The 26,097-nt window shown below is 63.1% G+C and carries 23 protein-coding genes and 2 pseudogenes; 17 read left to right on the plus strand and 8 right to left on the minus strand.

All coding sequences use genetic code 11. The features are described from left to right. Window positions 1-54: 54 nt before the first annotated feature. The gene (locus B0G38_RS18475) at window positions 55-639 is read right to left on the minus strand and encodes a TetR/AcrR family transcriptional regulator (protein WP_264670784.1); all 585 of its coding nucleotides are present in this window, start codon (window positions 637-639) and stop codon (window positions 55-57) included. 9 nt (window positions 640-648) lie between these two features. Continuing rightward, window positions 649-3,243 carry an AMP-binding protein gene (locus B0G38_RS18480; protein WP_264670785.1) on the minus strand — a complete coding sequence of 865 codons (2,595 nt, stop codon included), beginning with the start codon at window positions 3,241-3,243 and terminating at the stop codon, window positions 649-651. A gap of 238 nt (window positions 3,244-3,481) precedes the next feature. On the opposite strand from B0G38_RS18480, the gene B0G38_RS18485 reads away from it, so the two are divergent. Further along, a complete protein-coding gene (locus tag B0G38_RS18485) occupies window positions 3,482-3,616 on the plus strand; it encodes a hypothetical protein (RefSeq protein WP_264670786.1) in 135 nt (44 codons plus the stop codon). 97 nt (window positions 3,617-3,713) lie between these two features. Here the strand turns inward: B0G38_RS18485 and B0G38_RS18490 are convergent, their stop codons facing one another. Continuing rightward, the gene (locus B0G38_RS18490) at window positions 3,714-4,055 is read right to left on the minus strand and encodes a VOC family protein (protein WP_264670787.1); all 342 of its coding nucleotides are present in this window, start codon (window positions 4,053-4,055) and stop codon (window positions 3,714-3,716) included. A 576-nt stretch (window positions 4,056-4,631) separates the two neighbouring features. Between B0G38_RS18490 and B0G38_RS18495 the strand changes: the two genes are divergently transcribed. The 7 genes from B0G38_RS18495 (at window position 4,632) to B0G38_RS18525 (ending at window position 12,732) form a co-directional block, all read left to right on the plus strand. Further along, window positions 4,632-5,273 (plus strand): ABC transporter permease, encoded by a 642-nt coding sequence (locus tag B0G38_RS18495; RefSeq protein WP_264670788.1) that lies wholly within the window; start codon window positions 4,632-4,634, stop codon window positions 5,271-5,273. Further along, entirely contained in the window at window positions 5,266-6,525 is a 1,260-nt protein-coding gene (locus B0G38_RS18500) for an ATP-binding cassette domain-containing protein (RefSeq protein WP_264670789.1), read from the plus strand. The genes B0G38_RS18495 and B0G38_RS18500 overlap by 8 nt, the downstream gene beginning before the upstream one ends. After that, a complete protein-coding gene (locus B0G38_RS18505; RefSeq protein ID WP_264670790.1) occupies window positions 6,522-7,292 on the plus strand; it encodes an ABC transporter permease in 771 nt (256 codons plus the stop codon). The genes B0G38_RS18500 and B0G38_RS18505 overlap by 4 nt, the downstream gene beginning before the upstream one ends. A 165-nt stretch (window positions 7,293-7,457) precedes the next feature. Beyond that, window positions 7,458-8,291 (plus strand): glycine betaine ABC transporter substrate-binding protein, encoded by an 834-nt coding sequence (locus B0G38_RS18510; protein WP_264670791.1) that lies wholly within the window; start codon window positions 7,458-7,460, stop codon window positions 8,289-8,291. Window positions 8,292-8,321: 30 nt separating this feature from the next. After that, window positions 8,322-10,676, plus strand: a complete 2,355-nt coding sequence (locus tag B0G38_RS18515; protein WP_264670792.1) for an arylsulfatase — start codon at window positions 8,322-8,324, stop codon at window positions 10,674-10,676. A 132-nt stretch (window positions 10,677-10,808) separates the two neighbouring features. Beyond that, complete coding sequence (locus B0G38_RS18520) at window positions 10,809-11,768, plus strand: formylglycine-generating enzyme family protein (protein WP_461610110.1); 960 nt, start codon at window positions 10,809-10,811, stop codon at window positions 11,766-11,768. A 154-nt stretch (window positions 11,769-11,922) separates the two neighbouring features. Then, window positions 11,923-12,732 (plus strand): IclR family transcriptional regulator, encoded by an 810-nt coding sequence (locus tag B0G38_RS18525; protein ID WP_264670794.1) that lies wholly within the window; start codon window positions 11,923-11,925, stop codon window positions 12,730-12,732. A 169-nt stretch (window positions 12,733-12,901) separates the two neighbouring features. On the opposite strand, the gene B0G38_RS18530 is transcribed toward B0G38_RS18525, so the two are convergent. After that, window positions 12,902-13,342 carry a DinB family protein gene (locus B0G38_RS18530; RefSeq protein ID WP_264670795.1) on the minus strand — a complete coding sequence of 147 codons (441 nt, stop codon included), beginning with the start codon at window positions 13,340-13,342 and terminating at the stop codon, window positions 12,902-12,904. Window positions 13,343-13,476: 134 nt separating this feature from the next. Here B0G38_RS18530 and B0G38_RS23415 point away from each other — a divergent pair. Beyond that, window positions 13,477-13,583, plus strand: a pseudogene (locus B0G38_RS23415) (GyrI-like domain-containing protein); the annotation flags it as partial. A gap of 24 nt (window positions 13,584-13,607) precedes the next feature. Here B0G38_RS23415 and arr read toward each other — a convergent pair. The 4 genes and pseudogenes from arr to B0G38_RS18550 all read right to left on the minus strand — a co-directional run bounded on the left by arr (window position 13,608) and on the right by B0G38_RS18550 (window position 15,816). After that, window positions 13,608-14,036: pseudogene (arr, locus tag B0G38_RS18535) on the minus strand (NAD(+)--rifampin ADP-ribosyltransferase). Window positions 14,037-14,084: 48 nt separating this feature from the next. Further along, window positions 14,085-14,744: a dihydrofolate reductase family protein gene (locus B0G38_RS18540; protein WP_264670796.1), complete on the minus strand. Its 660-nt coding sequence runs from the start codon at window positions 14,742-14,744 to the stop codon at window positions 14,085-14,087. A gap of 20 nt (window positions 14,745-14,764) precedes the next feature. Further along, window positions 14,765-15,037, minus strand: coding sequence for a hypothetical protein (locus B0G38_RS18545; protein ID WP_169992651.1), 273 nt, complete (start codon window positions 15,035-15,037; stop codon window positions 14,765-14,767). 131 nt (window positions 15,038-15,168) lie between these two features. After that, window positions 15,169-15,816, minus strand: a complete 648-nt coding sequence (locus B0G38_RS18550) for an NAD(P)-dependent oxidoreductase (protein WP_264670797.1) — start codon at window positions 15,814-15,816, stop codon at window positions 15,169-15,171. Between the two features lie 173 nt (window positions 15,817-15,989). Between B0G38_RS18550 and B0G38_RS18555 the strand changes: the two genes are divergently transcribed. From B0G38_RS18555 to B0G38_RS18590, 8 genes are all read left to right on the plus strand, one after another. Continuing rightward, window positions 15,990-16,241 carry a type II toxin-antitoxin system Phd/YefM family antitoxin gene (locus tag B0G38_RS18555; protein ID WP_264670798.1) on the plus strand — a complete coding sequence of 84 codons (252 nt, stop codon included), beginning with the start codon at window positions 15,990-15,992 and terminating at the stop codon, window positions 16,239-16,241. A 306-nt stretch (window positions 16,242-16,547) separates the two neighbouring features. Beyond that, window positions 16,548-18,242, plus strand: coding sequence for a ribonuclease J (locus B0G38_RS18560; RefSeq protein ID WP_413542090.1), 1,695 nt, complete (start codon window positions 16,548-16,550; stop codon window positions 18,240-18,242). Between the two features lie 398 nt (window positions 18,243-18,640). Continuing rightward, on the plus strand, window positions 18,641-19,747 hold the full coding sequence (locus tag B0G38_RS18565; protein WP_264670799.1) for a substrate-binding domain-containing protein: 1,107 nt from the start codon (window positions 18,641-18,643) through the stop codon (window positions 19,745-19,747). Then, window positions 19,731-21,266 (plus strand): sugar ABC transporter ATP-binding protein, encoded by a 1,536-nt coding sequence (locus B0G38_RS18570; protein WP_264670800.1) that lies wholly within the window; start codon window positions 19,731-19,733, stop codon window positions 21,264-21,266. The genes B0G38_RS18565 and B0G38_RS18570 overlap by 17 nt, the downstream gene beginning before the upstream one ends. Continuing rightward, window positions 21,263-22,270, plus strand: coding sequence for an ABC transporter permease (locus B0G38_RS18575; RefSeq protein ID WP_264670801.1), 1,008 nt, complete (start codon window positions 21,263-21,265; stop codon window positions 22,268-22,270). Before B0G38_RS18570 ends, B0G38_RS18575 begins: the two co-directional genes overlap by 4 nt. Further along, the gene (locus B0G38_RS18580) at window positions 22,267-23,358 is read left to right on the plus strand and encodes an ABC transporter permease (RefSeq protein ID WP_264670802.1); all 1,092 of its coding nucleotides are present in this window, start codon (window positions 22,267-22,269) and stop codon (window positions 23,356-23,358) included. Before B0G38_RS18575 ends, B0G38_RS18580 begins: the two co-directional genes overlap by 4 nt. Window positions 23,359-23,360: 2 nt before the next feature. Next, window positions 23,361-24,797, plus strand: coding sequence for an LLM class flavin-dependent oxidoreductase (locus B0G38_RS18585; protein ID WP_264670803.1), 1,437 nt, complete (start codon window positions 23,361-23,363; stop codon window positions 24,795-24,797). Window positions 24,798-24,819: 22 nt separating this feature from the next. Continuing rightward, window positions 24,820-26,043 (plus strand): acyl-CoA dehydrogenase family protein, encoded by a 1,224-nt coding sequence (locus B0G38_RS18590; RefSeq protein WP_264670804.1) that lies wholly within the window; start codon window positions 24,820-24,822, stop codon window positions 26,041-26,043. The last annotated feature ends 54 nt before the right edge of the window (window positions 26,044-26,097 follow it).

Raw genomic sequence — 26,097 nt, forward strand, 5'->3', positions numbered from 1 at the left:
ACGATTGTTCAAGAAAATTTGGCCAGACGTCCCCAAGACCCTGCTCGAGTCCCGTTACGAGGCGAAGGCAATCTCTTCTGTGCGGCTGATGCTTCTCTCGGTGGACGCCCGGTTCAAGCCAAGGAGTGCCGTTATCCACATGCCGTTTTGGATTACCACTATGTCATCTGCCCGCTTCCTGCACTCTTCGGGTGGCAGCTCAGGCCTGGCATTCCCGATCAACACAGCGAGTCCGTCGACATAGCGCTCGAACGCTGCGTCATTTATTGCAGCAAAGTCTTCATTGGCCTGCGCGAGCGCCCATAAGTGGAGGCGCAGCGACAAGTATGGCGTGGTCAGCAGTCCCGGATCGGCAACGCGCCGAAGGGCCTCGAGAAGCCGCTCCTTTGGCGGCGACGCCGGATCGGGCTTGACCAGCGCAACGTCATGCTCGTCAACGCGCTTCAATGCCGCCCGGATCAGGCTTGTCTTGTCTTCGTAGTAGTAGTTCACAAGCCCCAAGGCGACACCGGCTTCACGCGCGACGGCACGCATGTTGACGCCCGAGATGCCATGGCGCGACAGCAGGTCCATGGCGGCCTGAAGAATGCGCGCCTGCCTGTCAACCCGTTCGCCGGACTTCACGGTGCTTGTATCCATGCGGCCAGACTATTGCGAAAACTCGGGATGAGTGAATTGTGGGACGGCCGTGTTTGGCGATGCCGGAGTGCGGGAGGATGCTGACCGCGTCCGCAACGCCGTCATCCAGCGGCCCGCCGTGCCCATCGCCCGCATGGACAGGGCCCAGTACGTTACTCCTGCGGCCAGCGAAGCGGCCACCGCCCGGGCAGGACTGACGGGCGCCAGTCCCGGGTAGACGAGCCAGTGCGTGAGGTAGGCATACAGCGACGAGGCGGCAAGCACTCCCAGCAGTCGGTGGAGGCCGGACGGGACCGGGATCGCGGGCAGCCAGGTGAGTAGGAGGATGCCGGCGAGGATGGTCGCGTCGCGATACGGGTCACTGAAGAAGCCAGGTACGGTGAGCACGGCAATGGCCGATACCGCCAGCCGTCTCGGCAGGTTCCTGGCCCGCGCCACCGCCCAGCCCAGGGCGAAGAGCCACAGCACGGGTGCGGGGTTCGGTGCTGGCGGGTTGAGGATCTCGAAGCGGGTCAGCAGGCCGACGGCGGTCAGGCCTAGCGCAAACGCGAAGGGGAAGCGGCTCTCCGCCCGGGCCGCCCAGGGAATGGCGAGCAGCGCCGCCACGGAGATCAGCACATAGACCAGCATCTCGATGAACCAGAAGTCCCAGCGGGTGGTCCACGTCTCCGGCCCCACGAAGGAGTTGAGGAGCGCCAGATTCTCCGGGCCGTACCTGTCGGTGAGCACGTAGGCGACGGCGATGAAGGCCACGCTCGGCACGATGATCCTTCCGAGGCTGCGCAGTTGCCGGCGCAGACGTGGCATGCGGTCGCCGTTAAGCTGGAAGCGGGCGAAGTTGTAGCCAGCCACTGCGAAGAGCACATGGGCCATTCCCGGCCAATGCAAGAGCTGTGCATGGGTTCCGATGATCAGGACAATCCCCGCCGCCCTGAGCAGGATGCCGGTCTCCAGCGGCGCGAACCAGCGTCTTCCGCGCCCGGCTGCCCTCGGCCGCGGTGCCAGTTCGCCGATGGGTGTGACGTGCCAGTCCGGAGGCAGGTGCCCTAGCGCTTTCTCCAGCCGGACCGAGGCCGCCACGTAGGACAGCGAATCGCCGCCCAGCGAGACGAACGTGTCCGTGTCCTTGACGTCGTCGCACTCCAGCGCCTCGGCGAAAATTGTCCGGACGTCCGCCGGTCCAGCTGGGGAGCGCTCTGGTGCCGCAGGTTGAGGTTCAGGTTCCGGGTTCGGCCGGGCGAGGGCCAGCACGGCCTGGTAGTCAACCTTGCCGTTCGCCAGGCGAGGGAAGCTAACGACGGCGTGCAGCTCCACGGCACCGCGCGGGAGCCCGAGTTTTTGGGCCAGCACCTTGCCCAACAGGGCCGCGTCGTGGTCGCCCTCGACTGCGACCACGAGCCCCCTGTCGGATCCGGCGCTGGCTGCCGGCACACCAAGCTCGGCGAGGATCTTCTCCACCTGGCCGAGGTCGATGCGCAGGCCGACAATCTTCACAAAGCGGCTGCGCCGGCCCACCACCTCGTACACGCCGGACGCGTGCCTCCGGGCGAGATCCCCGGTACGCAGCTCGTCACTCGTGCGGCCGGCAGCGAGGTCTCCCGGGCACTCGGCGTAGCCCAGCATGACATTCGGCCCGGTGTAGACAAGCTCGCCGTCCTCCAGTCCGGGCACCGGGTCGATGCGGAAGGCGCCGCCAGGCACGGGAATGCCGATGGTCCCCGGGTTCTCGGCCGCGAGCTGCGGCGGCAGGTACGCCATGCGGGCGGTGGCCTCGGTCTGCCCGTACATCACGAACAGGTCCCAGCCGCCGCGCTGGCCCAGCTCGCGGTACCGGTGCGCGGTTGCCGGATCGAGCCGGCCGCCGGCCTGGGTCATGTACCGCAGACCCGGAAGGTCCATACCGACGAATCCGACCCGGTCGAGCAGCTCGAAAGTGTACGGAACTGCCGCGAACGTCGTCGCGCGCTGCTCCCGGAAAAGGTCCCAGAAGCATGGGTCCACCACGGACAGGTCCGTGAGTACCAGCCCCGCGCCGCGCAGCAGGTGGCTGTTGATGACCGAGAGTCCGTAGCAGTAGGACATCGGCAGCGTCGTGGCCGCGCGGTCGCTGGGTTGGATGTCCAGATACTCGGCGATCGCCCCGGCGTTGGACTGCAGGTTTTCCCGGGAGAGGCGCACCAGCTTGGGTGAACCCGTGGAGCCGGACGTACTCAGCAGCAGAGCCAGCTCGGGATGCAGTTCATGGGCCGTGCCCTCACGCCGGACTTCCAGCACCGGTTCCCCATTGCCCGAGCGCATGACGACGTCCGGATCGTAGCTCGCCAGGATCGATTCGAGGGCAGCAGGTTTGTCCGCCGGCACGAGGATGAGCGGGTGGCCTCCCGAGAGCGCGGCCAGGTAGGCGACGAGCGAATCCAGGTCATTGGCCGCAGCCAGCACGGCCAGCCGCCGTACCGGTCCCAGCCGCTCCGCGACGTCGTCGACGCGGTTGGCCAGCTCACGGTAAGTCAGAACGCAGTCCTCCATGAGGACGGCGGGTTGGTCGCCGTGGCGCACCAGATTGGCGGCGAACGAGACACGGGCAAGGTCCAACTGGATAGTCACCGGGAAAGCATAGGCAGGTAAGCCTTACCTAACCTCATAGATTACGGAACTGTTGCAACGGACACATCTGGGTCCACCCGTAGGTGCTGCGCGGGAGCAACAGGAATCTGCGAAGGAGCGTGTCCGGCACTTGGCTTCCACCGCTGACCAGAGGACGATTAAAGGACCGAGATGAAGGAGGTTCGTGATGTGCTACGCCTCGAATCAGGATTTCGGTTGGGGCTTCAGAAAGGATGCCGTGCGCACGCCGGAAACCCGTCCGAGAGACCAGGAAACCGAGGCCGAGACCTGGACGAAGTCCGATGATTCCGAAGTTAAGGCTTTCCTCGACAAGTCCGAAGTGGAAGAGCCGGCCAGTGACCGGGCCCCATAGCCGAATACCGTACAGAGCATTGAAGCCCCGCAGGGTTCTGCGGGGCTTCAATTGCGCGGGAGCCACCCGGGATAGGCGCGAACCTGCGCCGGTTCCGTCAGGCTGGCCCGCCGCCGAAGCCGATCTCGTTGCCGTCCGGGTCGCGAAAGGTCGCCTTGCGGACACCGTTGTCGTAGGTTTCGCACATAGCCGGCTCAAGCCCCCGTTCGGCGATCTGCGAGATGCGGGTGTCAAAGTCGCCGAGGAAGACTGTGTGCATGGCGTGTCCGGCATGCTCGGGCCGCACTTCGATGAACAGATACCGGTGCTCGGCGAGCTCCCAGACCGCCTCGGTGTCGTTGGGCAGGAACGATGGCGGGGCTCCCAGGAGCCGCTCATACCAGGCTGTCGCTTCGGCGTAATCGCGGACGGGAATACCGGCGAACAGGTCTATCTCCATGACTTCCTTCTCAATCGAGTTGGACTGCAGTGCTGTCCGGCACCGTACTCCTGACAGGATTTGAAGACCAGAGTGGGCCGGTGGCTTAAGCCTGAGTTCTCCCGCCACTTCGGGTTGTTGCGGACATCGTCGGTCATGGCTGCGGGTCGGGGCGACGTCCTGCAGCGGGTAGTTCTGGTTCTTGGACGTGCGCTCGCCATCCATCTCCACACGCGCGTTCGCCGTCTCGATCCCGAAGGCCTCGACTGTGCTGGTCTGACCTCAAGGCCGTGGGTGGCACTGAATCTCACGGACCCTTCGCCGGCGCCAGTGCAAGCGCGAGGTCGATAAAACAGGGTCTTCGGTCCGACCGCGAACTGCCGCATAGAAAACTTTGATGGCATGAGGCCCTTGCTGACACATTTCCCGTGGTGGTACGCGTCACATTCGCGGGATTTTTCCAATCTTTCGCGTTCTCGACCAAAAAGTATTGACACTTCGGACTCCATCCCGGAGGCTGGTCCGCATAGTGAAATGAATTGCGGATGGCGCAACATTTTTCGTTTTGATCCAACCGGCTTTCGGAGGACAGATAACTTGTTGAACTTTATTGCCGACCGCTGGGAACAGGTTCTTTTCTCCTCCTGGCAGCATTTCAGCCTCGTAGTACAATGCGTGGTTCTAGCGAGCGTCATCGCCGTCGTTCTGGCTGCGCTGGTCTACCGCAACGGAGCTTTGGCTTCAGTCGCTAACGCCGTATCGGCGGTAGGCCTGACCATTCCGTCCTTCGCCTTGATCGGAATTCTTATCGTTCCGTTCGGATTCGGTGTGGTTCCGGCCGTCATCGTCATCACGTTCTTCGCTGCTTTACCTGTCCTCCGAAATGCCGTGGTCGGGCTGAGCGGCGTGAACCCTGCCCTGGTGGAATCTGCGCGGGGGGTGGGGATGGGGCGCATGAAAACTTTGCTTCGGATCGAACTGCCACTCGCGTGGCCCGTTATCTTGGCCGGCGTGCGGGTATCCGCGCAGATGGTGATGGGAGTCGCGGCAATTGCTGCGTTCGCCCTCGGCCCAGGCTTGGGTGGGTTTATCTTCTCTGGGCTGGCCCGTCTTGGAGGGGCTAACTCTCTCAGCTCGGTCGTCACAGGAGTTGTTGCAGTCATCATTTTGGCCCTGATTCTTGACCTTGGATTCATCGGTTTAGGCCGTCTGACTATCTCGAGAGGTATTCGTGTCTAATACAATCGCCACCTCCAGTAAAGGAACCTATAGAGAGGGGTCCACCAGTGACTCCGGCGCCGGAATACTTATTGATCGGGTGACTAAGCGTTACCCGGGCCAAAAGGCCCCGGCTGTCGACGGAATTACCCTGGAAATTCCCGCCGGTAAGACGGTCATGTTCGTCGGCCCGTCCGGTTGTGGCAAGACCACGACGCTGAAAATGATCAATCGGCTCATCGAGCCAAGTGAAGGACGCATCATTCTTGGTGACGACGACGTCACCGATATCGACGGCGATGAGTTGCGTCGCCGGATCGGCTACGTTGTCCAATCCGGGGGACTGTTTCCGCACATGAGCGTAGCCAAGAACATCGGGCTGGTGCCCAAGATGCTTGGTTGGGACAAACAGCGCATTTCCGCCAGGGTCGATGAGCTTCTGGAGCTAGTTTCGCTGGATCCGGCAACTTACCGGGACCGTTACCCGAAAGAGCTGTCCGGGGGCCAACAGCAACGCGTGGGAGTTGCTCGGGCACTGGCCGCTGATCCGCCAGTGCTCCTAATGGACGAGCCTTTTGGAGCTGTAGACCCGATCACACGCCAGCGGTTGCAGGATGAACTCATACACATCCAGAGCGAACTGCATAAGACCATCGTGTGTGTCACGCACGACTTCGATGAGGCTGTGAAGCTCGGTGACTGGATTGTTGTCTTTTCCGAACGGGCGGAAATCGTCCAATACGACACTCCCGAGCGTATTCTCGCCGAACCAGCCAACGAATTTGTTGAAGGCTTTATCGGATCTTGCGCCGGGTTGAAGCAACTAACACTGAGCCGCGTCGGTGACGTGGGTCTGCTTGAGGGAATTACGGCCAGGCCGGGAGATCCGGTCCGCGAAGTCATCCCCCGAATGGAACGCGCGGGAGAACATCGCGTCGTCGTCCTCGATGGCCGTGACCGTCCCATCCAATGGCTTTCACGTCGGCAACTCTCCCGCATCAATGTTCTAGACGGAGTGACCGATCCCAAACTGCCAGTTGTCGGCAATCGTGCCACCCTGAACGATGCCTTGGACACTATGCTGGTCTGCGGCGAAGGTGCTGCATTAGTGACCGGTCCGCGGGATAAATTCCTGGGTGTCATCGATGTTGAAACCGTGATGCGTGCGATCACAGCAATACGCCAGCAAGTAGCCCGTTCGGTGCCTGCCGACACGCCAGTCGGCATCAACACCGGATCTGTCCCGACAACAGCCAGCGGAGCGCGCCTGTGAGCGCCACTGCCGCTGCGGAGATCAGTGCGGAGACGTCAGGACGCTCGAAGTCTTCGCGTGGCCTTGTCATCCAGCCTGCGGCAATTCTTGTTCTGCTGGTCTTATTCACTATATGGCTGCTGACGGTCGACCTAACCCCTACCGAGTCGGCCACGTTGAACCCCGCAGCCTTGTGGGGCTATGCCGCTGAGCACCTTTTTCTAACGTTCTCCGCCGCAGCCATCGTCCTCGTCATCGCTGTTCCCCTCGGTGTCATCCTGACCAGACGCCCTTTCAGGTTCCTGACGGGTCCGGTTCTGGCCCTAGTCAACGTCGGCCAGGCTGCACCTGCCATCGGACTGATCGTTCTTCTAGCGTTCTGGCTCGGGTTCTCGCAAACCGCCGCCACCGTTGCACTCATCTTGTATGCGCTGTTACCAGTCCTGCGCAACACGATGGTCGGCCTCGACGGCGTCGATCCACGGCTTGTGGAGGCTGGCAGAGGCGTCGGAATGAGCGCCACAGCGGTCCTGTTCAAAGTCGAACTGCCCCTGGCTGTTCCCGTGATGCTGGCCGGAATCCGCACGGCACTAGTTCTCCTGGTCGGAACTGCGGCGCTGGCTGCCTTCGTCAATGGCGGCGGCCTTGGCCTACTCATCACGACAGGCGTCAACCTCTACCTTCCCAAGGTGCTTGCCACCGGCGCCCTGCTAACAGCCCTCCTGGCACTCTTTCTGGACTGGTTGGGTGGGCTCGTCGAACACTTCGCCCGTCCGAAGGGAATCTGATTAATGAGAAGAAACCGATTCGGACAGTGCACTGTCAGATTGCTGGCCACATTGGCGACATTGTCAGTGGCTAGCTGCGGTCTCCAACCCGCCACGTCCTATGTCCCGGAAATAGCGCCGGGATCAATCAGGGAACTGGACCTGCCTAAAGGCGCATCCCTAACCGTGACCGGCAAGAACTTCACCGAGCAGCTCATATTGGCAAAGATGGCAGTGCTCGCCGCCCGTGCCGCGGGCTTTGAAGTCAGCGACATGAGCGGCCTTCCGGGGAGTGTTCCCGTGCGTAATCTCATGCTCTCCGGCCAGGCCCAGATTCATTGGGACTACACGGGCGCAGCCTGGCTGACCTACCTTGGCCAGGACCGAGGCCTCCCGGACCAGACGGAACAATGGGAGGCAGTCCGCGACGCCGAGCTGGAAAACGGGCTGACTTGGCTGGAACCGTCGGGGTTGAACAACACGTATGCCATCGCCGTGAGCGAGGACGTGCAGGAAGAGCTGGGTCCCATCTCCAAGCTGTCCGACATTGCGGGTTTGCCCATCGAGGAACGCACCTTCTGTGTCGAGTCGGAGTTCAACTCACGGACAGACGGACTGACGCCGATGCTCATGCACTATGGCATCGCTCGTGGGACCCCGAGTGGCGTGCCTAATTCCAACATCGCCATCCTCGATACCGGTGCCATCTACGAGGCAACGGCCAGAGGCCAATGCAATTTCGGTGAAGTCTTCGGTTCCGACGGGCGCATCCTGGCGCTGGACCTTACCGTCCTCGAAGACGACCGCAAGTTCTTCCCGGCGTACAACGCGTCGGCCATCATCAATACCGAAACGCTGCAGCAATACCCCCAGCTGCGGGACATCTTCGACAGCATTTCAGCCGAAATCACGACCGAGACGATGCAGGAGCTGAACCGAAAGGTGGACGTGGAAGGCCAGGAACCGGCAGAAGTCGCAGCGGATTGGCTGACCGAAAAGGGCTTCATCCGCCCTTCCTGACCCCTGATTCAAGAGAACGGAGCAAGACGAATGGACGCAAAAATCCGAGAAATCCTCCCTATCCCGGAAAGGACAAACCCTGTCACTACATCCATGGGTATTCAGGGACAAAGTGCCGCATTCACGCCTGTTGAGGCACTGCGCCCACCCGAGAACGCTCCCAATGTGGTCCTTGTCCTCATTGATGACATGGGATTCGGCGCCTCCAGCGCCTTCGGGGGGCCGTGTGAGATGCCAACGGCTGAGCGTCTTTCAGGCGGAGGGTTGCGGTACAGCCGCTTCCACGTGACGGCTCTTTGCTCCCCGACCCGGCAAGCGCTGATGACCGGCCGCAATCATCACTCCGTGGGAATGGGCGTCACCACGGAGATGACAACCTCGGCTCCCGGCTACACAGGGTTCCGGCCATCCAGCGCCGCCACTATCGCCCAGACCCTGAGCGGTAACGGCTACAGCACCGCAGCGTTCGGGAAATGGCACCAAACTCCGCCACGGGAAGTTTGCGCGTCGGGCCCCTTTGACCGCTGGCCCACCGGCGAGGGCTTTGATAAGTTCTACGGCTTCATGGGCGCGGAGATGAATCACTGGTACCCACAGTTGTTCGACGGAACAACACCAGTGGAACCGAGCCGCCGGCCAGAAGAGGGCTATCACCTCTCCGAAGACCTCGTCGACAACGCTATTGACTGGGTCCACACCCAAAAAACCCTCACGCCGGACAAGCCATTCTTCACGTACATAGCCTTCGGTGCCACCCACGGCCCATTTCACGTGGGCAAAGATTGGAAGGCTAAATATCGGGGCCGCTTCGACCAAGGCTGGAATGCCCAACGCGAAGAGACCCTGAACCGGCAAAAGCAGCTGGGCATCGTGCCCGAATCTGCCGATCTTTCCCCATGGGCCGATGTTGTTCCGCAGTGGGATGAATTGGATGAAACCGAGCGCTCCGTCGCCTGCGGTTTCATGGAAACCTACGGAGCCTTCGCTGAGCATACCGACGCACAGGTCGGCCGCTTCGTCGACGCATTGGATGACATCGGAGAGCTGGACAACACGTTGTTCATCTACATTCTGGGTGACAACGGGGCCTCGGGCGAAGGCGGCATAGAAGGAACCACCAGGGAACACCTCGTCGGCCACGGGTTCGCCGACAGCACCGAGGTCATGGCTGCAGAAATGGAATCCCTCGGCGATGCCAGCACCTACGCAATTTACCCTGTGGGTTGGGCGCTGGCCATGAACACCCCGTACCAATGGACCAAGCAGGTGGCTTCCCATTACGGCGGCACACGCGACGGCATGATCATGCACTGGGGCAACGGCATCAGGGATGGAGGCGGCATCCGCCATCAGTGGCACCATGTCATCGATATCGCCCCGACGATCTTCCAAGCCACAGGGGTGCCGCATCCGGTCATGGTCAACGGTGTCACCCAGCAGCCAATAGAAGGCACCAGCATGGTCTATACCTTCAACGATCATGCCGCGGCCGATCGCCGTCGGACCCAATACTTCGAAATGTGCGGCAACCGGAGCATTTACCACGAGGGCTGGACCGCGGTCACCCGGCATGGGACCCCTTGGCTGATGGTGCCCGAGGGTCTGCCTTCCTTTGAAGACGATGTTTGGGAACTTTACGACACCACGACCGACTGGACCCAGGCACATGACGTCGCCCACCTCTATCCGGAAAAGCTCCGGGAACTTCAACAGCTCTTTCTCATTGAAGCGAGCAAGTACAAGGTATTTCCCCTGGACGACCGCGTGACTGAACGGGAGAATCCGCAAGTTGCTGGCCGCGTTGACGTGTTCGCCGGACGACAGGCCGTTACATATCGGGCCGGAATGGGACGTTTTACAGAGGAGACGGCCCCGAATGTAAAAAACCGGTCCCACCGAATCACCGCCCATGTGGACATCCCGGAGACCGCGGCTGAAGGGGTGATCATTGCCCAAGGAGGACGTTTCGGCGGCTGGTCGCTGTATGTCCTGAACGGTTACTTGAACTATGCCTATAACTGTTACGGCCGCCACCTCTACACCATCCGTTCGCAAGAGCAGCTCCAGCCCGGAAACCAGAAGCTGGTGTTCGAATTCCAATACGACGGGAACGGCATCGGTATGGGCGGGGACGTTCAACTTGGCGTTGATGGCCGGAACATTGGCCGCGGACGTGTAGAAAAGACCACGGCTTACTACTTCTCCTTCGACGAGACACTCAATATCGGCATCGATAGGGGCACACCAGTGACGGATGATTATCCGGCATTGGATAATGCGTTCACTGGCACTATTCATACTGTGCGCATCGATCTGGACAGTGATGCTCCGGAAATGCAACTGAGCCCAGCGGATCATCGGCGACTGCTGCTGGCGCATCAGTAGGAAGTGAGCTCAGCGTTCCTGGAGCGTAACCGACGGCTAGTCATGTTCCAGGAACGCCGGCAGCAGCCCAAAGATCAACGGACCGGCCCTTTGCAGGATGCCAGCCACAAACTGAGTTCGGTACAGGACCGGATGGAAAGGAAACTCAAGGTGAGCAACTGTTGCGGCCCTTCAAGAGGCTCTGTTGAACCGGCGGCGCTCATAAGCCAGCAAAGCGTCACCGCGAGCCGTGACCGTCTGCAGGCGCATACCGAAGCGCGTATTCCAGCTGGAAATTTCCTAATGGGAGACCATTTCAATGAAGGGTATGACACCGACGGTGAGACACCGATCCATCGCGTAGAAGTAAATTCCTTTTCGATTGATGTCACCACGGTGACTAATGCTCAGTTCGCCGATTTCGTCTCCGCCTCCGGCTATCGCACCGAATCAGAAGTTTTCGGATTCTCCGCTGTCTTCCATCTGGCTACGAAGGCGAACTCGGCCGATATACAGGGAACGGCAACTGGTACTCCTTGGTGGCAGGTAGTGCGCGGCGCTGATTGGGCACATCCCGCCGGGCCGCAAAGCACTTGGGAAGACATGCCTGATCATCCTGTGGTGCAGGTCTCATGGAACGACGCCATGTCGTACTGCCACTGGGCGAACCGGAGATTGCCTACCGAAGCCGAGTGGGAATATGCGGCGCGCGGTGGTTTGGAGGGATGCCGTTACCCATGGGGAAACGACCTTCTCTTGGATGGCAAGTACTTATGCAACATTTGGCAAGGGCATTTTCCCGTGAGCAACACCGAGGAGGACGGGTTCCTCACGACGGCACCAGTGCGACACTTCCCAAGCAACGGGTACGGGTTGTTCGAGGTCAGCGGGAATGTTTGGGAGTGGTGCTCGGATTGGTACCTTCCCAAGTACTACCGGAATTCACCCGCCGCTAATCCGGAGGGCCCGACGATTGGCAAAGGGCGCGTCATGCGCGGAGGCTCATACCTCTGCCATGACTCCTACTGCAATAGATACCGGGTTGGCGCCCGCAGCTTCAACACGGCAGACTCCGCGAGTGGAAATATTGGCTTTCGGACGGTCGCCTTATGAGCGTCTATCTCCGATCTGGTCATTTGTCATCCAGGGACGCTAGAGTGGCCGTCGCTTTTGAAGCGGACCTAGGCAAGAAGTGACAAAGGGTTCAGCGGAGAAGCCGATAGACATTGAACTTCTGTCTCTTCCGCGCCGTATAGGATTGGCCACCATGGAGCGTTCGGATTCATCGGGACGATCGGCAACTGAACAAGCCGGTGCGTCTCCAGGCGGTGTGCAATCCGTAGACCGGGCCATTACAGTGCTGGAAATTCTGGCACGAACCGGCGGCGCCGGAGTAATTGACGTCGCACGGGAGATGGGCGTACACAAGTCCACGGCCTCCCGTTTGCTCGCGGCCTTGGACTCACGGGGTATGGTCCATCAAAACCGAGAACGTGGTAAATATCAGCTCGGGTTCACAGTCCTTCGGCTCGCTAATTCGATCCCCCGCAGGTTAAGCCTCGTCAAGGAAGCTGGGCCCATACTTGAGGAGCTCGCCGAACGGTTCGAAGAAACCGTAAACCTAGCCGTGCTTCGGTCTCGCTATGCCGTCAATGTGGATCAAGCAATGGGGCCCTCATCGCTTGCCACCACAAACTGGGTTGGAAGACTGACACCACTTCATGCGACATCCAGCGGGAAAGTGCTGTTGGCAGGTTTGACCGCCGATAGGCGCGAAGAGATCATCAGGGAGACAGGCCTTCCCGCTAGGACAGCCAGAACCACTACGTCACGCAGTGAACTGGAAAAGGCCCTTCTAGAGATTGCTGCCGACGGCTACTCCATCGTCCACGAAGAATTCGAAATTGGCCTAAATGGCATTGCCGTACCGGTATACGACCACACCGGCGCTGTCACGGGAGCGCTCAGCATCTCCGGTCCCTCATTCCGATTCACGCCTGAAAAAACACCTGGTTTGATTGAAAATCTTAAACAGGCCGCGCAACACATCAGCACCCGAATGGGTTATCCCGGCTGACTCCGCGTACAGGAACGTAGGACCTTCCGCGAAGCTATGGATCGGTGGCGCGTTGACCTCGTTCTCGATGTCTTCCTTGCCGTGCTGAGTGATGAGCTCCCGGGCCAGCTGCATGGTCTCTTCCAAGGGGTGGGCGCGCTCTGCGAACCAGGCGTCGACCTCCGGTCGCTTATTCAACTGGTGCTCCCGTCCGTTGATCAGGCCGAAACGCTCCGGCCGGTGAACGCCAGGAGCCGTTCCAAGCTTCCGGCCGTCTCTGCCACTGGCTGGGCTGCAGCGAAGCTGCCGCTGGCCCGGACCTGATCGGAGATGTTTCTTCGGCAAGGCGCGTGACATGGTCGCTAACCATGTCGGAAACGTGGAGTTCCTGGCCGATGGCCTTTGCAAAGTCCCAAGCGTGCATGAGCAGCTCCAGATTTACGATGCCGGCCACGACCGTTGCGGGCAGTTCGGCGAAGCCCATGTCGATGGTGCCCTCGGCGCCCCTGTGGGTGAAGGCCTCCAGCGTCGGTTGGGCGAGACCGGCGATGCGCACCTCTGCTGAGGCATCGGTGCGGTCGGTCGGGTCGGCGCCAAGCGCGGTGCCGACGCTCTTCAGCGATCCGGCCAAGTGGTCCAGCAGTTGTCCGGTGTTGAAGTCCTGGCACGGGGTGGGCTTGCCATAGTCCTCACTTACCGGGCTCGATCTCTTGGAAGGTTCCGGATGCGTGGTGGCCGGGAGCGACGGTCCAGCGGTACTCGCGGATGACCGGCAAGCACCACGAGATCTACCTGAGCGATCCTCGCCGCACGGCCCTTGACAAGCTCAAGAGACCATCCTTCGCCAGCCCGTCGTTCCCGTGGAGGAGTAGCGCTGGGCATCCGAAACCGGTAGTTCAGTAGCTGATTGCCTCGATGCCGAGCTGTTTGAGCTCTTCAAGGTGGTTCCGCATGTTCTGCAGAACCTCGGGGGAGTGCGGCTTCCAATCCAGGAATTCCTCAACAACTCGCAGTGGTTCCTAGGTGCGGTAGGACCGCGTCGGGTTGCCTGGGAACCTCTTGTCCGTCAGATTGGGGTCATCCTCAAATGGGCCCGTAGGTTCCACGTGGTAGATCCTGCCCGGCCCCTCGCCGACCCCGAGTTCGGCTCCCCAAGTAGCAGCATCCACGGTTGCGGTGAGATAGATGTAATTCGCCCTTCTGCGCTCCCCGTAATTCGAGCTATAGCCAGGTTCCAGCGAGTCCCCAGGCTTCAAGTCGGCCTTCGTGCCGTGGTAGAAGGGCCCGGGATCAGCGGCCTCGGACGGCATCGGTTCGTTCTCCATACGCACGTTCCTCGAAGTTGGCTCCCGCTCTAGCTAACGGAGCGACGGTTACCCGTTGTCGCGGACGAGCGTGAAGTGGGCAGCGGACGTCGAGCTGGTGATGTCCGCGCGCCGGTAGTGCTGGATCTGATCGCCAAGGTCCGTGAGCGGCCGTTCGCCCGAACCGAGCAGGATTGGCACAATGCTGAGCTGCAGTTCGTCGACGAGCCCGGCCTGCAGGTACTGCCGGATAGTCGACACTTCATCGCCGAGCTTCACATCGAGGCCACCGGCGGCGTCGATCGCCTGCTCACGGGCGGCGTGAATGCCGCCGCTGACGAAGTGGAAGGTGGTTCCACCCTCCATCTCAAGCGGGGCGCGTTTGTGATGGGTGAGGACGAACACGGGGTGGTGGAAGGGCGGATTATCGCCCCACCAGCCGGTCCAGGCGTCACTGTCCTCCCACCGACCCCGGACGGGTCCGAACATGTTCCGGCCCATGATGGTGGCCCCGATGCCGGCGTCCGAGCGGTCGGCAATGTCGTTATCGACACCCGTTTCGCCGTCGTCGCCCATGCCGTGTTTGCTCCGGAAGGCCCGGGTGGGCAACACCCACTCATGCAGACGTTCGCCACCCACACCAAGCGGGTTCTCCGCGCTCTGATCCGGCCCGGCACCGTAGCCGTCGAGGGATATGCAGAAAGGAGCTACGCGCAGCTTCGCCATCATGTTTCCTTCGTTGCAGCCCGTTACTCGGTCGCTTCGGACTCCGGGGTCTCTTCGAGGTAGCGCTCGCCGTGGCCGGCATCGCGCACGGTGAATTTCTCTTCCATGTACTCCATTGCCGCGGCATCAACGGGACCCGGAGGCGTGACGGGGTCATCCGTGTTGGTGCGGTCCGCATCGCCGTAGACCTGGGCGAGGCCCTTTGCATCCGGAGTGACTTCGCCGGGCGAAAGCACTTCTTCGTCCCGTGACACGCGGCCTGCGTCGTCCGAGTTCTCTTTCCGTTCCTGGCTCATGGTTCTCCTTCGTTCAGGGCAGGTACGCCCGGTTCCAGCTAATCACTCCGGCGCCGGAAGTTGGAGAGAACAGGGTAAATTCCCAGCGAATTGGTTGTGGCGTTCCGGCGGCGGTCCTCCCCGCGGAAGGCCTAGGAGCGGTCGCGGACAGTGAACCGCTGCTTGTAGTGGGCCGGGCGCTCGATCTCGTCGAGGATGGCCTCGGCCATAGTGCCCGACGTCGTGTGGGAGGTTCCGTCGTCGGCGACCAGGAGCTCGTCGATGCCCAGGACAACGCCCCGTGCCTCGCCCGGTTCGAAAGTGGCCGACGGGGAAACGCCGACCCAATCGACGTCGTCCACGGTGCGCAAGTACTCAAGTTCCTTGAGCTGGTTCTCGGGGATGGAGACCCAGGCCTCAGCTCCCGGCACCTTGCGGATGTCCTCCACGAAGAGGTGTTTGTCCTCGCCCGTAGTCAGGCTGCCGGCGCCGAGGATAAAGACCAGACGCAGCGACTCATTGCCGTCCGCGTGTTTCACCAGTGCCCGGGCGAGGTCGACGTGCTGCTGGGCCTGGTCCGGAGTCGTGCCGACCGCATTAACAACGACGTCGAAGGCGCGAAGGTCTTCGGCGGTCAGGTCGAAGGCATCGCGGGCCATGACGGGGACGCCTCCGCCGAACAGTTCGGCGGCCCTCGCCGGATTCCGGACGATGGCGGTGGTCTCGTGGTCGCGCGAGAGGGCCTCCATGACGACGGCGCGCCCCGCCTTGCCCGTTGCTCCGATGATGCCGATCTTCATGAATGATCCTTCCCCTGTTGCCTGCCGGGCAGCGGACCACTTTCTAAATTGTGCCGCTGCCGTCGCGTAGCCTCGCGTTCTGTCCCAACATACTCCTGCAAGCGCTGCCGCATGGTTGACACTCAGCCGCCCGGTCGTAGCACATCCGTGGCACACGGCATTAAGGTGAAGGCATGGCGACTGTAGGTGTGAGGGATCTGCGCAACCGAACCGCGGATCTGGTGGCGCGCGCCCGTGCGGGCGAGGACATTATTATCACCAGCCACGGCATACCGTCGGCCCGTTTGGTGCCTATCCGCGCAAAGCGCCGCCCGTACCTGACCAAGGCGGACCTGCGGGAATTTCCACAGGCCGACCCTGGGCTCAAGGACGACCGGGAGCAACTGGCCGGCGACTCAACCGATGACCTTGGCAAGATTCTTTGATCGGCAGGCCGGGCGCTGCGGTATCGGCTGGCGGCGGCCGGCGTCGTTGTTTGTGCTCTGGTTGTGGTGTTTTGCGACCCCGGCAGGGCTGGAGTGAGGAAGCCCGTACGTTTCGCGCAGGGCGGCGGTGTTGGGCTCTGGCGTGCGGTGATAAAGTCAGAGACAAGTATGCCGTCCCGCAGTTGTTGCTGTGGGGCAGGCCGCCGATCCGTCGCAGGGCGTCTCGGCCCCGGAATTTCACTGCCGGTAAGCCGGCTTGGGGCGTTGCCGTCCCGCCATTGCAGAATCACATAGAGATCGGATCCCATGACTAGGACTTCACGCCACTCCGCACCCGCTGGGCCACAGACACCCCCCAAGCTGGACAAGGGTGCCATGCGCATCGTGTCGCTGGGCGGGCTGGAGGAGATCGGCCGCAACATGACCGTGTTCGAATTCGGCGGCAAGCTGCTGATTGTCGACTGCGGCGTACTGTTCCCCGAGGAGCACCACCCGGGCGTGGACCTGATCCTGCCCGATTTCTCCTACCTGCGCGACCGGCTGAACGACATTGTCGGCATTGTGCTGACCCACGGGCACGAGGACCACATCGGCGGTGTGCCGTACCTGCTGAAGGAACGCTCGGACATCCCCCTGATCTCCGCGAAGCTGACGCTGGCGTTCATCAAGACCAAGCTGCAGGAACACCGCATCACCGCCAAGACCGTGCAGGTCAAGGAGGGCGACCGGAAGAAGTTCGGGCCGTTCGACCTGGAGTTCCTGGCCGTGAACCACTCGATCCCGGACGGTATGGCCGTGGCCATCCGCACCGGTGCCGGACTGGTGTTGGCGACGGGCGACTTCAAGATGGACCAGTTCCCGCTGGACGGCCGGATCACCGACCTCGCCGGGTTCGCACGGTTGGGCGAGGAGGGCGTGGACCTGTTCCTGCCAGACTCCACGAACGCCGATGTGCCCGGTTTCCAGATCTCCGAGCAGGACCTGGCCCCGGCGATCGATGAGGTGTTCCGCACAGCTCCGCGCCGGATCATTGTCTCCAGCTTCGCCAGCCACATCCACCGCATCCAGCAGGTTATCGACGCCGCCCACCTGTACGGGCGGAAGGTGGCCTTTGTGGGCCGCTCGATGGTCCGCAACATGAAGACCGCGCGCGAGCTCGGCTACCTGAACGTGCCGCGCGGCATGCTGGTGGACTTCAAGGAACTGGACAAGATGGCTCCCACGAAGGCCGTGCTGATCTGCACCGGCTCGCAGGGCGAACCGATGGCGGCGCTGGCACGCATGGCGAGCCAGGACCACATGATCGACTTGACCGAGGGCGACACCGTCCTGCTGGCCAGCTCGCTGATCCCGGGCAACGAGACCTCCATCTACCGGCTGATTAACGACCTGACGAAACTCGGGGCCAACGTGGTGCACAAGGGCAACGCGAAGGTCCACGTTTCCGGCCACGCCAGCGCCGGCGAGCTGGTCTACTGCTACAACCTGGTGCGCCCGCGCAACGTGATGCCGGTGCACGGCGAGCACCGCCACCTCAAGGCCAACGCCGAGCTGGCTGTCCGCACGGGTGTGGACCCGAAGCGCGCGCTGGTGGTCGAGGACGGCACCACCATTGACCTCAAGGACGGCGTGGCCCGCGTGTCCGGCCAGGTCAAGGCGGACTACGTGTACGTGGAGAACATGATTGCGGGAGCCGCGACCGAGGAGTCGCTGCAGGACCGCATCCGGTTGGCCGAAGACGGCGCGGTGACCGTGCTGGCCATCGTCAATCCGGATTCCGGGAAGCTGGAGGAGGACCCCGAGTTCTTCCCCGTCGGCTTTGCGCCTGCGGCAGGCGAGCTGGAGAAGGCCACCGGCATCGTCGAAAAGACGCTTGCCGGGCTCAAGGGCGACAAGACCGGCCCGGATGCCGAAAAGGCGATCGCCGAGGCGCTGGTGCGCTGGTCCGACCGCCAGCTGCGGCGCAAGCCCGTGGTCACCGTGGTGATCGTCGAGGCCTGATCCGTTCAGAGCACGCGAAAACGCCCGGCCGGGATAACTCGGCCGGGCGTTTTTGTGTGAGGGGCGGCGGGGCAAATAGCATATTCCGCTCGTGTTCATGGATTATGTATCAGCAAATGACCTGCTGTGACGCGGCATGTCTATTCGTTGAGCAGCCAGCCGTCATTGCGACACATAAATCTTTTCTGGCCTCTTCACATTGGTTCAATCGAATCAGCCATCCAGAGCGGCCGAGAGACCTGGCTCGTCGACGCCGCAGCAAATTTCGTGGATTCCCTCCACGAATAGTGCTTCGGCCAGGACCGATGGAGATCTCACGATTCGGGCCGCACCATGGCGCCGTGTCAAGCGGCCAGGTTCGTTGATTTCTTCAGTCTAGAAATGAAGGAACGCGACACATGGTCCATACAGACATCGAATCCACCACCGGGCGTAAAGAACGCCCGTTGCCCAACTTGCTCCTTAGAGGTGCTGGCTTTGCGGTAGCCGCAGCCTTGCTCGTGACCGGCTGCTCGCTGAAAGAACCGGCTCCACAGTCCGGGGGCGCAGCCGCCGGTACAGGCGGAGATCCAGCGGCGGCTGCCGTTACCCAGGCCGAAGAGATTGATCCTGCCAACGCGCCCTCCTTGGAGGGCAAGACGATCGGCATAGCTGCCAAGGACATCGTGCACGACTTCAGCCGCGTCGTCTACGAAGAACTGCAGGCAAGCGTCGAGAAGCGCGGCGGCAAGGTGATTGCCACCCAGGCCGAGGCCAAGGACGGCAAGCACGTCACCGACGTCGAAAATCTTGTCACGCAGCGTCCCGATGCCATCGTGGTGATCCTGGGCGACGCGCAGACGCTCACGCCGGCCCTCAAGAAGGTCGACGACGCCGGCATCCCGCTCTTCACCGTGGACTTCCAATCGGAATACAGCGTCAACAACGTCACCAGCGACAACTGGGTGATCGGCTCTACGCTGGCGCGCACGCTTGCCGAGGATATCGGCGGCGAAGGCAAAATCCTAGCGTTCAACGGCTTTCCCGGCGTCGCCCCGTGCCGCATCCGGTACAGCGAGCTGGAGGTTGTGCTCGAGGACTATCCCGAGATCGAGATCCTGCAGCCGGAACTGCAGGACAAGTACGAGGGAACCATCGAGGACGCCAAGAAGCAGATCCAGGACCAATTACGCCGGTTGCCCGAGGGTGAAGTCGACGCGGTCTGGAGCTGCTGGGACATCCCGCTGATCGGCGCCGCGCAGGCGATCGATTCAGCGGGCAGGGACGACATCAAGCTCTATGGTGTCGACGCCGAACCCGGCGCATTGGACCTGATTGCAGATCCGTCGAGTTCCTACCAGTTCACGGTGGCCCAGCAGACCAAGGCCATGGCCGCGAAATCGGCCGAGAACGTGGCTCTGTTCCTCGGCGGCCGCGAAGCCGACGTACCCAACACCAGCTACCTGACCCCGGTGTTCGTCGATAAGTCCAACGTGAACCAGGTGCGTAATGAACTCGGCATCTAAGACACCGCTGCTCGCGATGCGGGCCATCAACAAGTCCTTCGGCTCTGCCCAAGTCCTTGCCGATGTGGACCTGTCCCTCGACGCCGGCGAAATCCTGGGCCTCGTGGGGGAGAACGGCGCCGGCAAGTCCACCCTGATCAAAATCCTCACGGGGCTCTACACGGCCGACGGCGGCATCATCCTCATCGACGGCCGGCCCGTTTCCATCGACAAGCCGGCCGCTGCCGAAGCCCTCGGAATCCACGTCATCCACCAGGACCGGCACCTCGCCGGCCGGCTGACGGTCGCGGAGCAGCTGTATCTGGGCCAACCTTCGCTGGGGCGGGGCTGGATCCACTCCCGGAAGCTTGAGGCCCAGGCCGCCGCGGACATCTTCAGGACCACCGGACAGAAGATTGACACTTCCCGGCTGGTCGACCAGCTCACCGTGGCCCAGCAGCAGCTGATCCAGATCACGCGGGCACTACTGTCCGAACCCCAGGTGCTGATTCTGGACGAACCCACCGCACCGCTGGCGGCCCGCGAGGTGGAGCAGCTCTTCGGCACGCTCCGGAAGCTGCAGTCCCACGGTGTTGGCATCATCTACATTTCCCATTACCTGCAGGAGCTCACGGATATCACCGCCCGGATCACCGTGCTGCGCAACGGGCGTAATGCCGGCGACATCGACCTCCGCGACGGCGGAACCTTGGACGGCGTCGTGGAGCTGATGGTCGGCCGCAAGGTGGTCGAATTCGACCACGCCCGGACCCCGCGCAACCCGCAGGGCGATAAACCCGCCCTGAGCGTCCGGGGACTGAGCGTGCCGGGTGCACTGGAAGGTGTGGACCTGGAGGTCAGGCCCGGCGAGGTGGTCGCGGTGACCGGCCTCGTCGGTTCAGGAGTGGAGGTGCTGGCAGACGCCGTCACGGGCATTTCCAAGTGCCGGGGGGACGTGACGTTGAAGGGCAAACCTGTCCGGGCCATCGCGGATTTCGTTGCCCGCGGCGGCGCCTATGTCCCGTCCAACCGACGCCGGGACGGCATCTTCGTACGCAACACGGTCCAGGAGAATATCTCGGCGGCCAGCCTGAAGCGCGTCTCGCGGTGGCTCGGGTTCGTCTCCCCGAGCCTGGAGCGGAAACTGTCCGCCGGGCTCATCGAGCAGCTTGATGTTCGGCCGGCTGACGGAGGGGCCGTAGCGGGAAGCCTTTCCGGCGGCAATCAGCAGAAGGTCGTGCTGGCCAAATGGCTCGCCACCGGCCCCTCCGTCCTGGTCCTCGACCAGCCGACGTCGGGCGTCGACGTCGGCAGCCGCTCGCAGATCTACGCACAGATCAACGAACTTGTCGACGCGGGCGCCGCCGTGCTGGTTGTGACCGTGGACTTGGAAGAACTGGTCGGGATCGCGGACCGGACCCTGGTCCTCTACCGGGGCAACGTCGTGGCCGAGCTCGCGGGTTCCGACGTCACCACTGACCGCATTCTGGAGATCGCCTCTGGGGCAGTCGCCACCGAGAATACGAGGGAGGCCGCATGAGTGCCGCCACGCTGGAAGAATCCGCACAGGCAGGACACGACACCCCTCGACGGACGCGTCCCGCACTGATCACCTGGGCGGGCTACGGCATGGTGCTGCTGGTCCTGGCCCTCTTCGCCATCGGCTCACCGCATTTCCTGCAGTGGTCCAACCTGGCCTCGGTCCTCAACCAGGCCGCGGTTTTCGCCGTCGCCGGAATCGGCCTGGCCATCGTCATCATTACCGGCGGGGACGACGTCCTCAAGGGCGGCATTGACCTGTCCCTCGGCGCGGTCGCGGGCCTTGCCGGAACGGTAACCGCGGTCGCCGTCGGAGCCGGGGCGGGCGTTCCGGTTGCGGTCCTGGGCGGACTAGTGGTCGCAGTAGCCATCGGAGCGGCGAACGGAGCCGCCGTAGTCCTCGGTCTCCGGCCCCTGCTGGCCACCTTGGCGACCATGGGCATCGCCACGTCGCTGGAACTCGTCGTGAGCGAGAACCTCAAGGTCGCGCTGGAGGGGAGCCTCTTCCTGTGGCTGCGGCAAGGCACCGTGCTTGGCCTCCCCGCAGCGGTCGTGCTGCTGCTGCTCGTCGCAGCCGCGGCCTGGTGGGCTCTTGGCAGGACAGCGTGGGGCGTGAACAGCTACGCGGTCGGGCAGAACGCCACTGCCGCGTCGGTCGCCGGGCTCGATCCGGCACGCTACCGCTTCTTCAGCTACGTCATCAGCAGCCTGCTCGGCGGCATCGCGGGCGTGCTGCTCGCCTCGAGGCTCTCGGCCGCCGTGCCGGGCATCGGCGCGCAGATCCTGCTGGACATCATCCTGGTCGCCTACATGTCCACCGTGTTCTCCCGCCGGCTGGTGGTCAACATCCCGGGAACCGTCGTTGCGGCGGTCTTCGTGGCCGGCCTGGCCAACGGCCTGACCCTCCTGGGGGTCGCCAGCCAGTGGATCGGCGCCGCGAAGGGCGTGCTGATCCTGCTTGTACTCGCAGTCGTAGTCGTCCGAGGAAGGAGCGCCGCCAAATGACGCTGACCCAGCAACAACCTGTCCGGAATCCGCGCAAGGCTCCCGGCTCACAACCTCAAACTAACGACGGCGCCGCCGCCCGGGCATCGCACGTCCTGCCGCGCCTTATCGCCCCGGTGGCCCTGGCCGGCATCCTGCTGACCTTCAGCCTTCTCTCGCCCAACTTCCTGGTGCCCGGAAACCTCCTGAGCGTCCTCAGCCAGATGGCCATCCTGGCACTTGTGGCGGTCGGACTGACCGTCGTTGTGCGGGCCGGCGGCATCGACCTGTCGATCGGCGTCGCCTTGGACCTGGCGGCGCTGGGGGCGGCGGCACTCATCGCCGATGGCTACCGCGCCTGGGTGGCCATCGCCGTCGGACTTCTCTTCGGGTTGCTCGTCGGTGCCGTGAACGCCGCCCTCATCGTAGGCCTGAAGATCCCACCGTTCCTGGCTACGCTCAGCGTCTGGTTCATCGGCACCAGCGTCCAGCAGTTGCTGACGGGCGGCGGCGCCCCGATCTATCTGTCCACGCCCCGCGTGCCGATCGAGTTCGCGCTGCTGGGCCGCGGCTACGTGCTGGACCTGGACGGCGTTGTGCTGACAGCGGCCATCGTGGCCGTCGTGGTCGCCGTTCTCCTTGGCCTGACGCGGTGGGGCCGGGCGGTCACGGTGGCGGGCGAGCAACCCACGGCGGCGCGCATTTCCGGCTTGAGGGTCAACCGGTTGAGCGTCAGCGCCTACCTGCTTTGCTCCCTGGTGGCAGCCTTTGCCGGCGTCATTCTCGCCGCGCGGACCAACGGGTTCGTGCCCGGCAGTGGCCAGGCCTACCTGATGGATGCCATCGGCGCCGTCTTCATTGGCGCGACGTTGAGCAGGTTCGGCCGCGTGTCGGTGCCCGGCACCTTGGTGGGGGTGCTGATCTTCGGATTGCTCAGCAACGGCATGAACCTCATCGGCCTGTCCTTCTTCTGGCAGGGACTGGGCCGCGGGATCGTCCTGTTGGCCATCCTGCTCCTCGGCGTTCTGCTGGCCCGAAATTCCGGCCGGCCCGGCCCGTTCGGACGCCTTTTCACCCTGACCGCCGCGCCTCGACAGAAAGCCGACTAGCCATGGCACAACGCATCAGCCTCAACGCCTTCGACATGACCACTCCCACGCACCAGAGCCCCGGGTTGTGGCGGCATCCGGAGAACCGCGCCCATACGTACAACACCTTGGAGTACTGGACGGACCTGGCGCAGACCCTGGAACGCGGCACGTTCGACGCCCTGTTCCTGGCCGACGTGCTGGGGATCTACGATGTCTACAAGAACTCGTCGGCGCCCGCACTGCTCGACGCCGACCAGGTTCCGCTGAACGATCCGTTCATGCAGATCTCGGCGATGGCCACGGTCACGAAGAACCTCGGCTTCGCCGTCACCAGCGCACTGACCTACGAGCAGCCCTACGCGCTGGCCCGTAAGTTCTCGTCGCTGGACCACCTCACCCGCGGTCGCATCGGCTGGAACGTGGTGACCAGCTACCTCGAGTCCGCGGCGCGCAACCTCGGCATGACCAGGCAACTCGGACACGACGACCGCTACGACCTGGCCGAAGAGTTCATGGACGTGGTGTACAAGCTGTGGGAGGGCTCCTGGGAAGAAGGCGCCGTGGTCCTGGACCGGGAGCGGGGTGTCTACACCGACCCGTCCAAGGTCCACCCGATCAACCACCACGGCGAATACTTCGACGTGCCCGGCATCCATCTCTCGGAGCCGTCCCTGCAGCGGACACCCGCGATCTTCCAGGCCGGCGCTTCGCCGCGCGGCCGGGCCTTCGGGGCGAAGCATGCCGAGGGCATCTTCCTGAACTCGATTCGGCCGGAGATCACCCGCAAGGCCACGGACGCCACCCGGGACGCCTTCGAGGCCGCCGGGCGACCGCGGAATGCCGGGAAGTTCTACGCATTGGTGACGGCCGTCGTCGCCGATTCGGACGCCGAGGCGGAGAAGCTGCACCGCGAGTACCAGTCCTACTCCTCCCGCGAGGGTGCCATGACCTTCTACGGTGGTTGGTCTGGTCTGGACCTGTCGCGCTACGCCGGCGAGGAGGAGTTGAAGTACCTGGACACCAACGCCGCACGCTCTGCCCTCTCCATCTTCACGACGGCGGATCCTGAGCGTTCCTGGACGCCTAATTCGGTTGCCGACTACCTGGGTGTCGGCGGAATCGGCCCCGTGCTGGTCGGCTCGCCGGAAACGGTTGCCGACGAGATCGAGCGTTGGGTGGACGTGGCGGGACTGGACGGAATCAACCTGGCCTACGCCATCACCCCGGGCTCGTTCGAGCAGTTCGTGGACCTGGTGGTTCCGGAGCTACGCAAGCGTGGCCGCGTCTGGGAAGACTACGAAGGCTCGACCCTGCGCGAATACCTTGACGGGCCGGGCAACGCCCGGGTCGCTCACAACCATCCGGCAGCGGCATACCGCGGAGCCTACGCCGGATCGCCGAGCGCAGCCGATTCCGCTGCCACCAGTACACCCGAAGCCATTCTCGGCGCCCGCTGACCAAGACACGAAGGAAGATTCCATGAGCACGACTGATACCTTGACCCGCACACCCTGGGCCGGAACGGCCGACGACGCCGAGCTCGAGCACTGGCGGGGCGTTGCACAATCCGTGGCCGACCAGCTGGCCGTCGACGTCCTGGAGCGGGACCGGGCCAACCTGCAGCCGGTCGCCGAAGCAGAGCTGCTGCGCTCCTCGGGCCTGTTGAACCTGCTGGTCCCGGCCGAATTCGGCGGGGGAGGCGGACACTTCGAGGCTGCGTTCGAAACCGTCCGCGTCCTGGCCACGGTGGACGGCTCCATCTCGCAGCTGCTGGCCTACCACTACTTCAACCAGGCCTGCATCGGGTTCTACGCCGACCCCGCCGGGCAGGCCGCCTGGTGGCGCCGTACCGTGGAGGGCAGCTGGCTCTGGGGCGACTCGGTCAACCCCGTGGACCCGACGCTGGTACTGACTCCGGAGGGTGACGGCTACCGGCTCAACGGCCTCAAGCGGTTCTCCACCGGCTCCGGTGTGGGCGACGTGATCATCATTAACGCCGCGATCGAGGGCGGTGCCGATCACGGCAAGGTCCTCGCTTTCGTGCTGGAAACATCCAGGGAAGGTCTCGAGCTCGTGGATGACTGGGACAACCTCGGTCAGCGGCTGACCGGTTCCGGCTCCGTGAAGTACACCAACGTGCCGGTTCGCCCGTCGGACATCCTCGGTGAGGTCACCGACGAGCCCATCTCCACGCTTCTCACGCCCGGCGTCCAGCTCGGCTTTGCCAACTTCTACCTCGGGGTAGCCCAGGGCGCATTGCAGCAGGGCCGCGAGATTTTGCTTGCCCGCAAGAACTCCTGGTTCCTTTCCGGCGCCGAAACCTACGCCCACGACCCGGTATTCCAGCGTGTCCTCGGCGAACTCAAGGCCCGCACGGCTGCCGTCGAAGCCCTCGCCGAGAAGCTCAACCGGCGCTATGACCGCGAGGTCGCCCGCTCCGCCAGCCTGAGCGTGCAGCAGCGCGGCGAATTCGCAGTCGCCATTGCGGAGCTCAAGGTGGTGGCCACGGAGATCGGCATCGAGGTCTCCAACCGGATCTACGAGGTGACCGGGGCCAGCTCGACTAAGAGCTCCGTCGGCCTGGACCTGTTCTGGCGCAACGTGCGTACACATTCACTGCACGATCTCGTGGACTACAAGAAGATCGAGGTCGCCGCCTACTATCTGCACGGCGAACTCCAGCCGCTCTCCCTCTATACGTAACCGTAGATGGGGGAACACCTCGAAGGGTGGGCCGGTTCGACGGAACCCGCCCAC

The organism is Crystallibacter permensis (assembly GCF_025960875.1).
Taxonomy (GTDB): Bacteria; Actinomycetota; Actinomycetes; order Actinomycetales; family Micrococcaceae; genus Crystallibacter; species Crystallibacter permensis.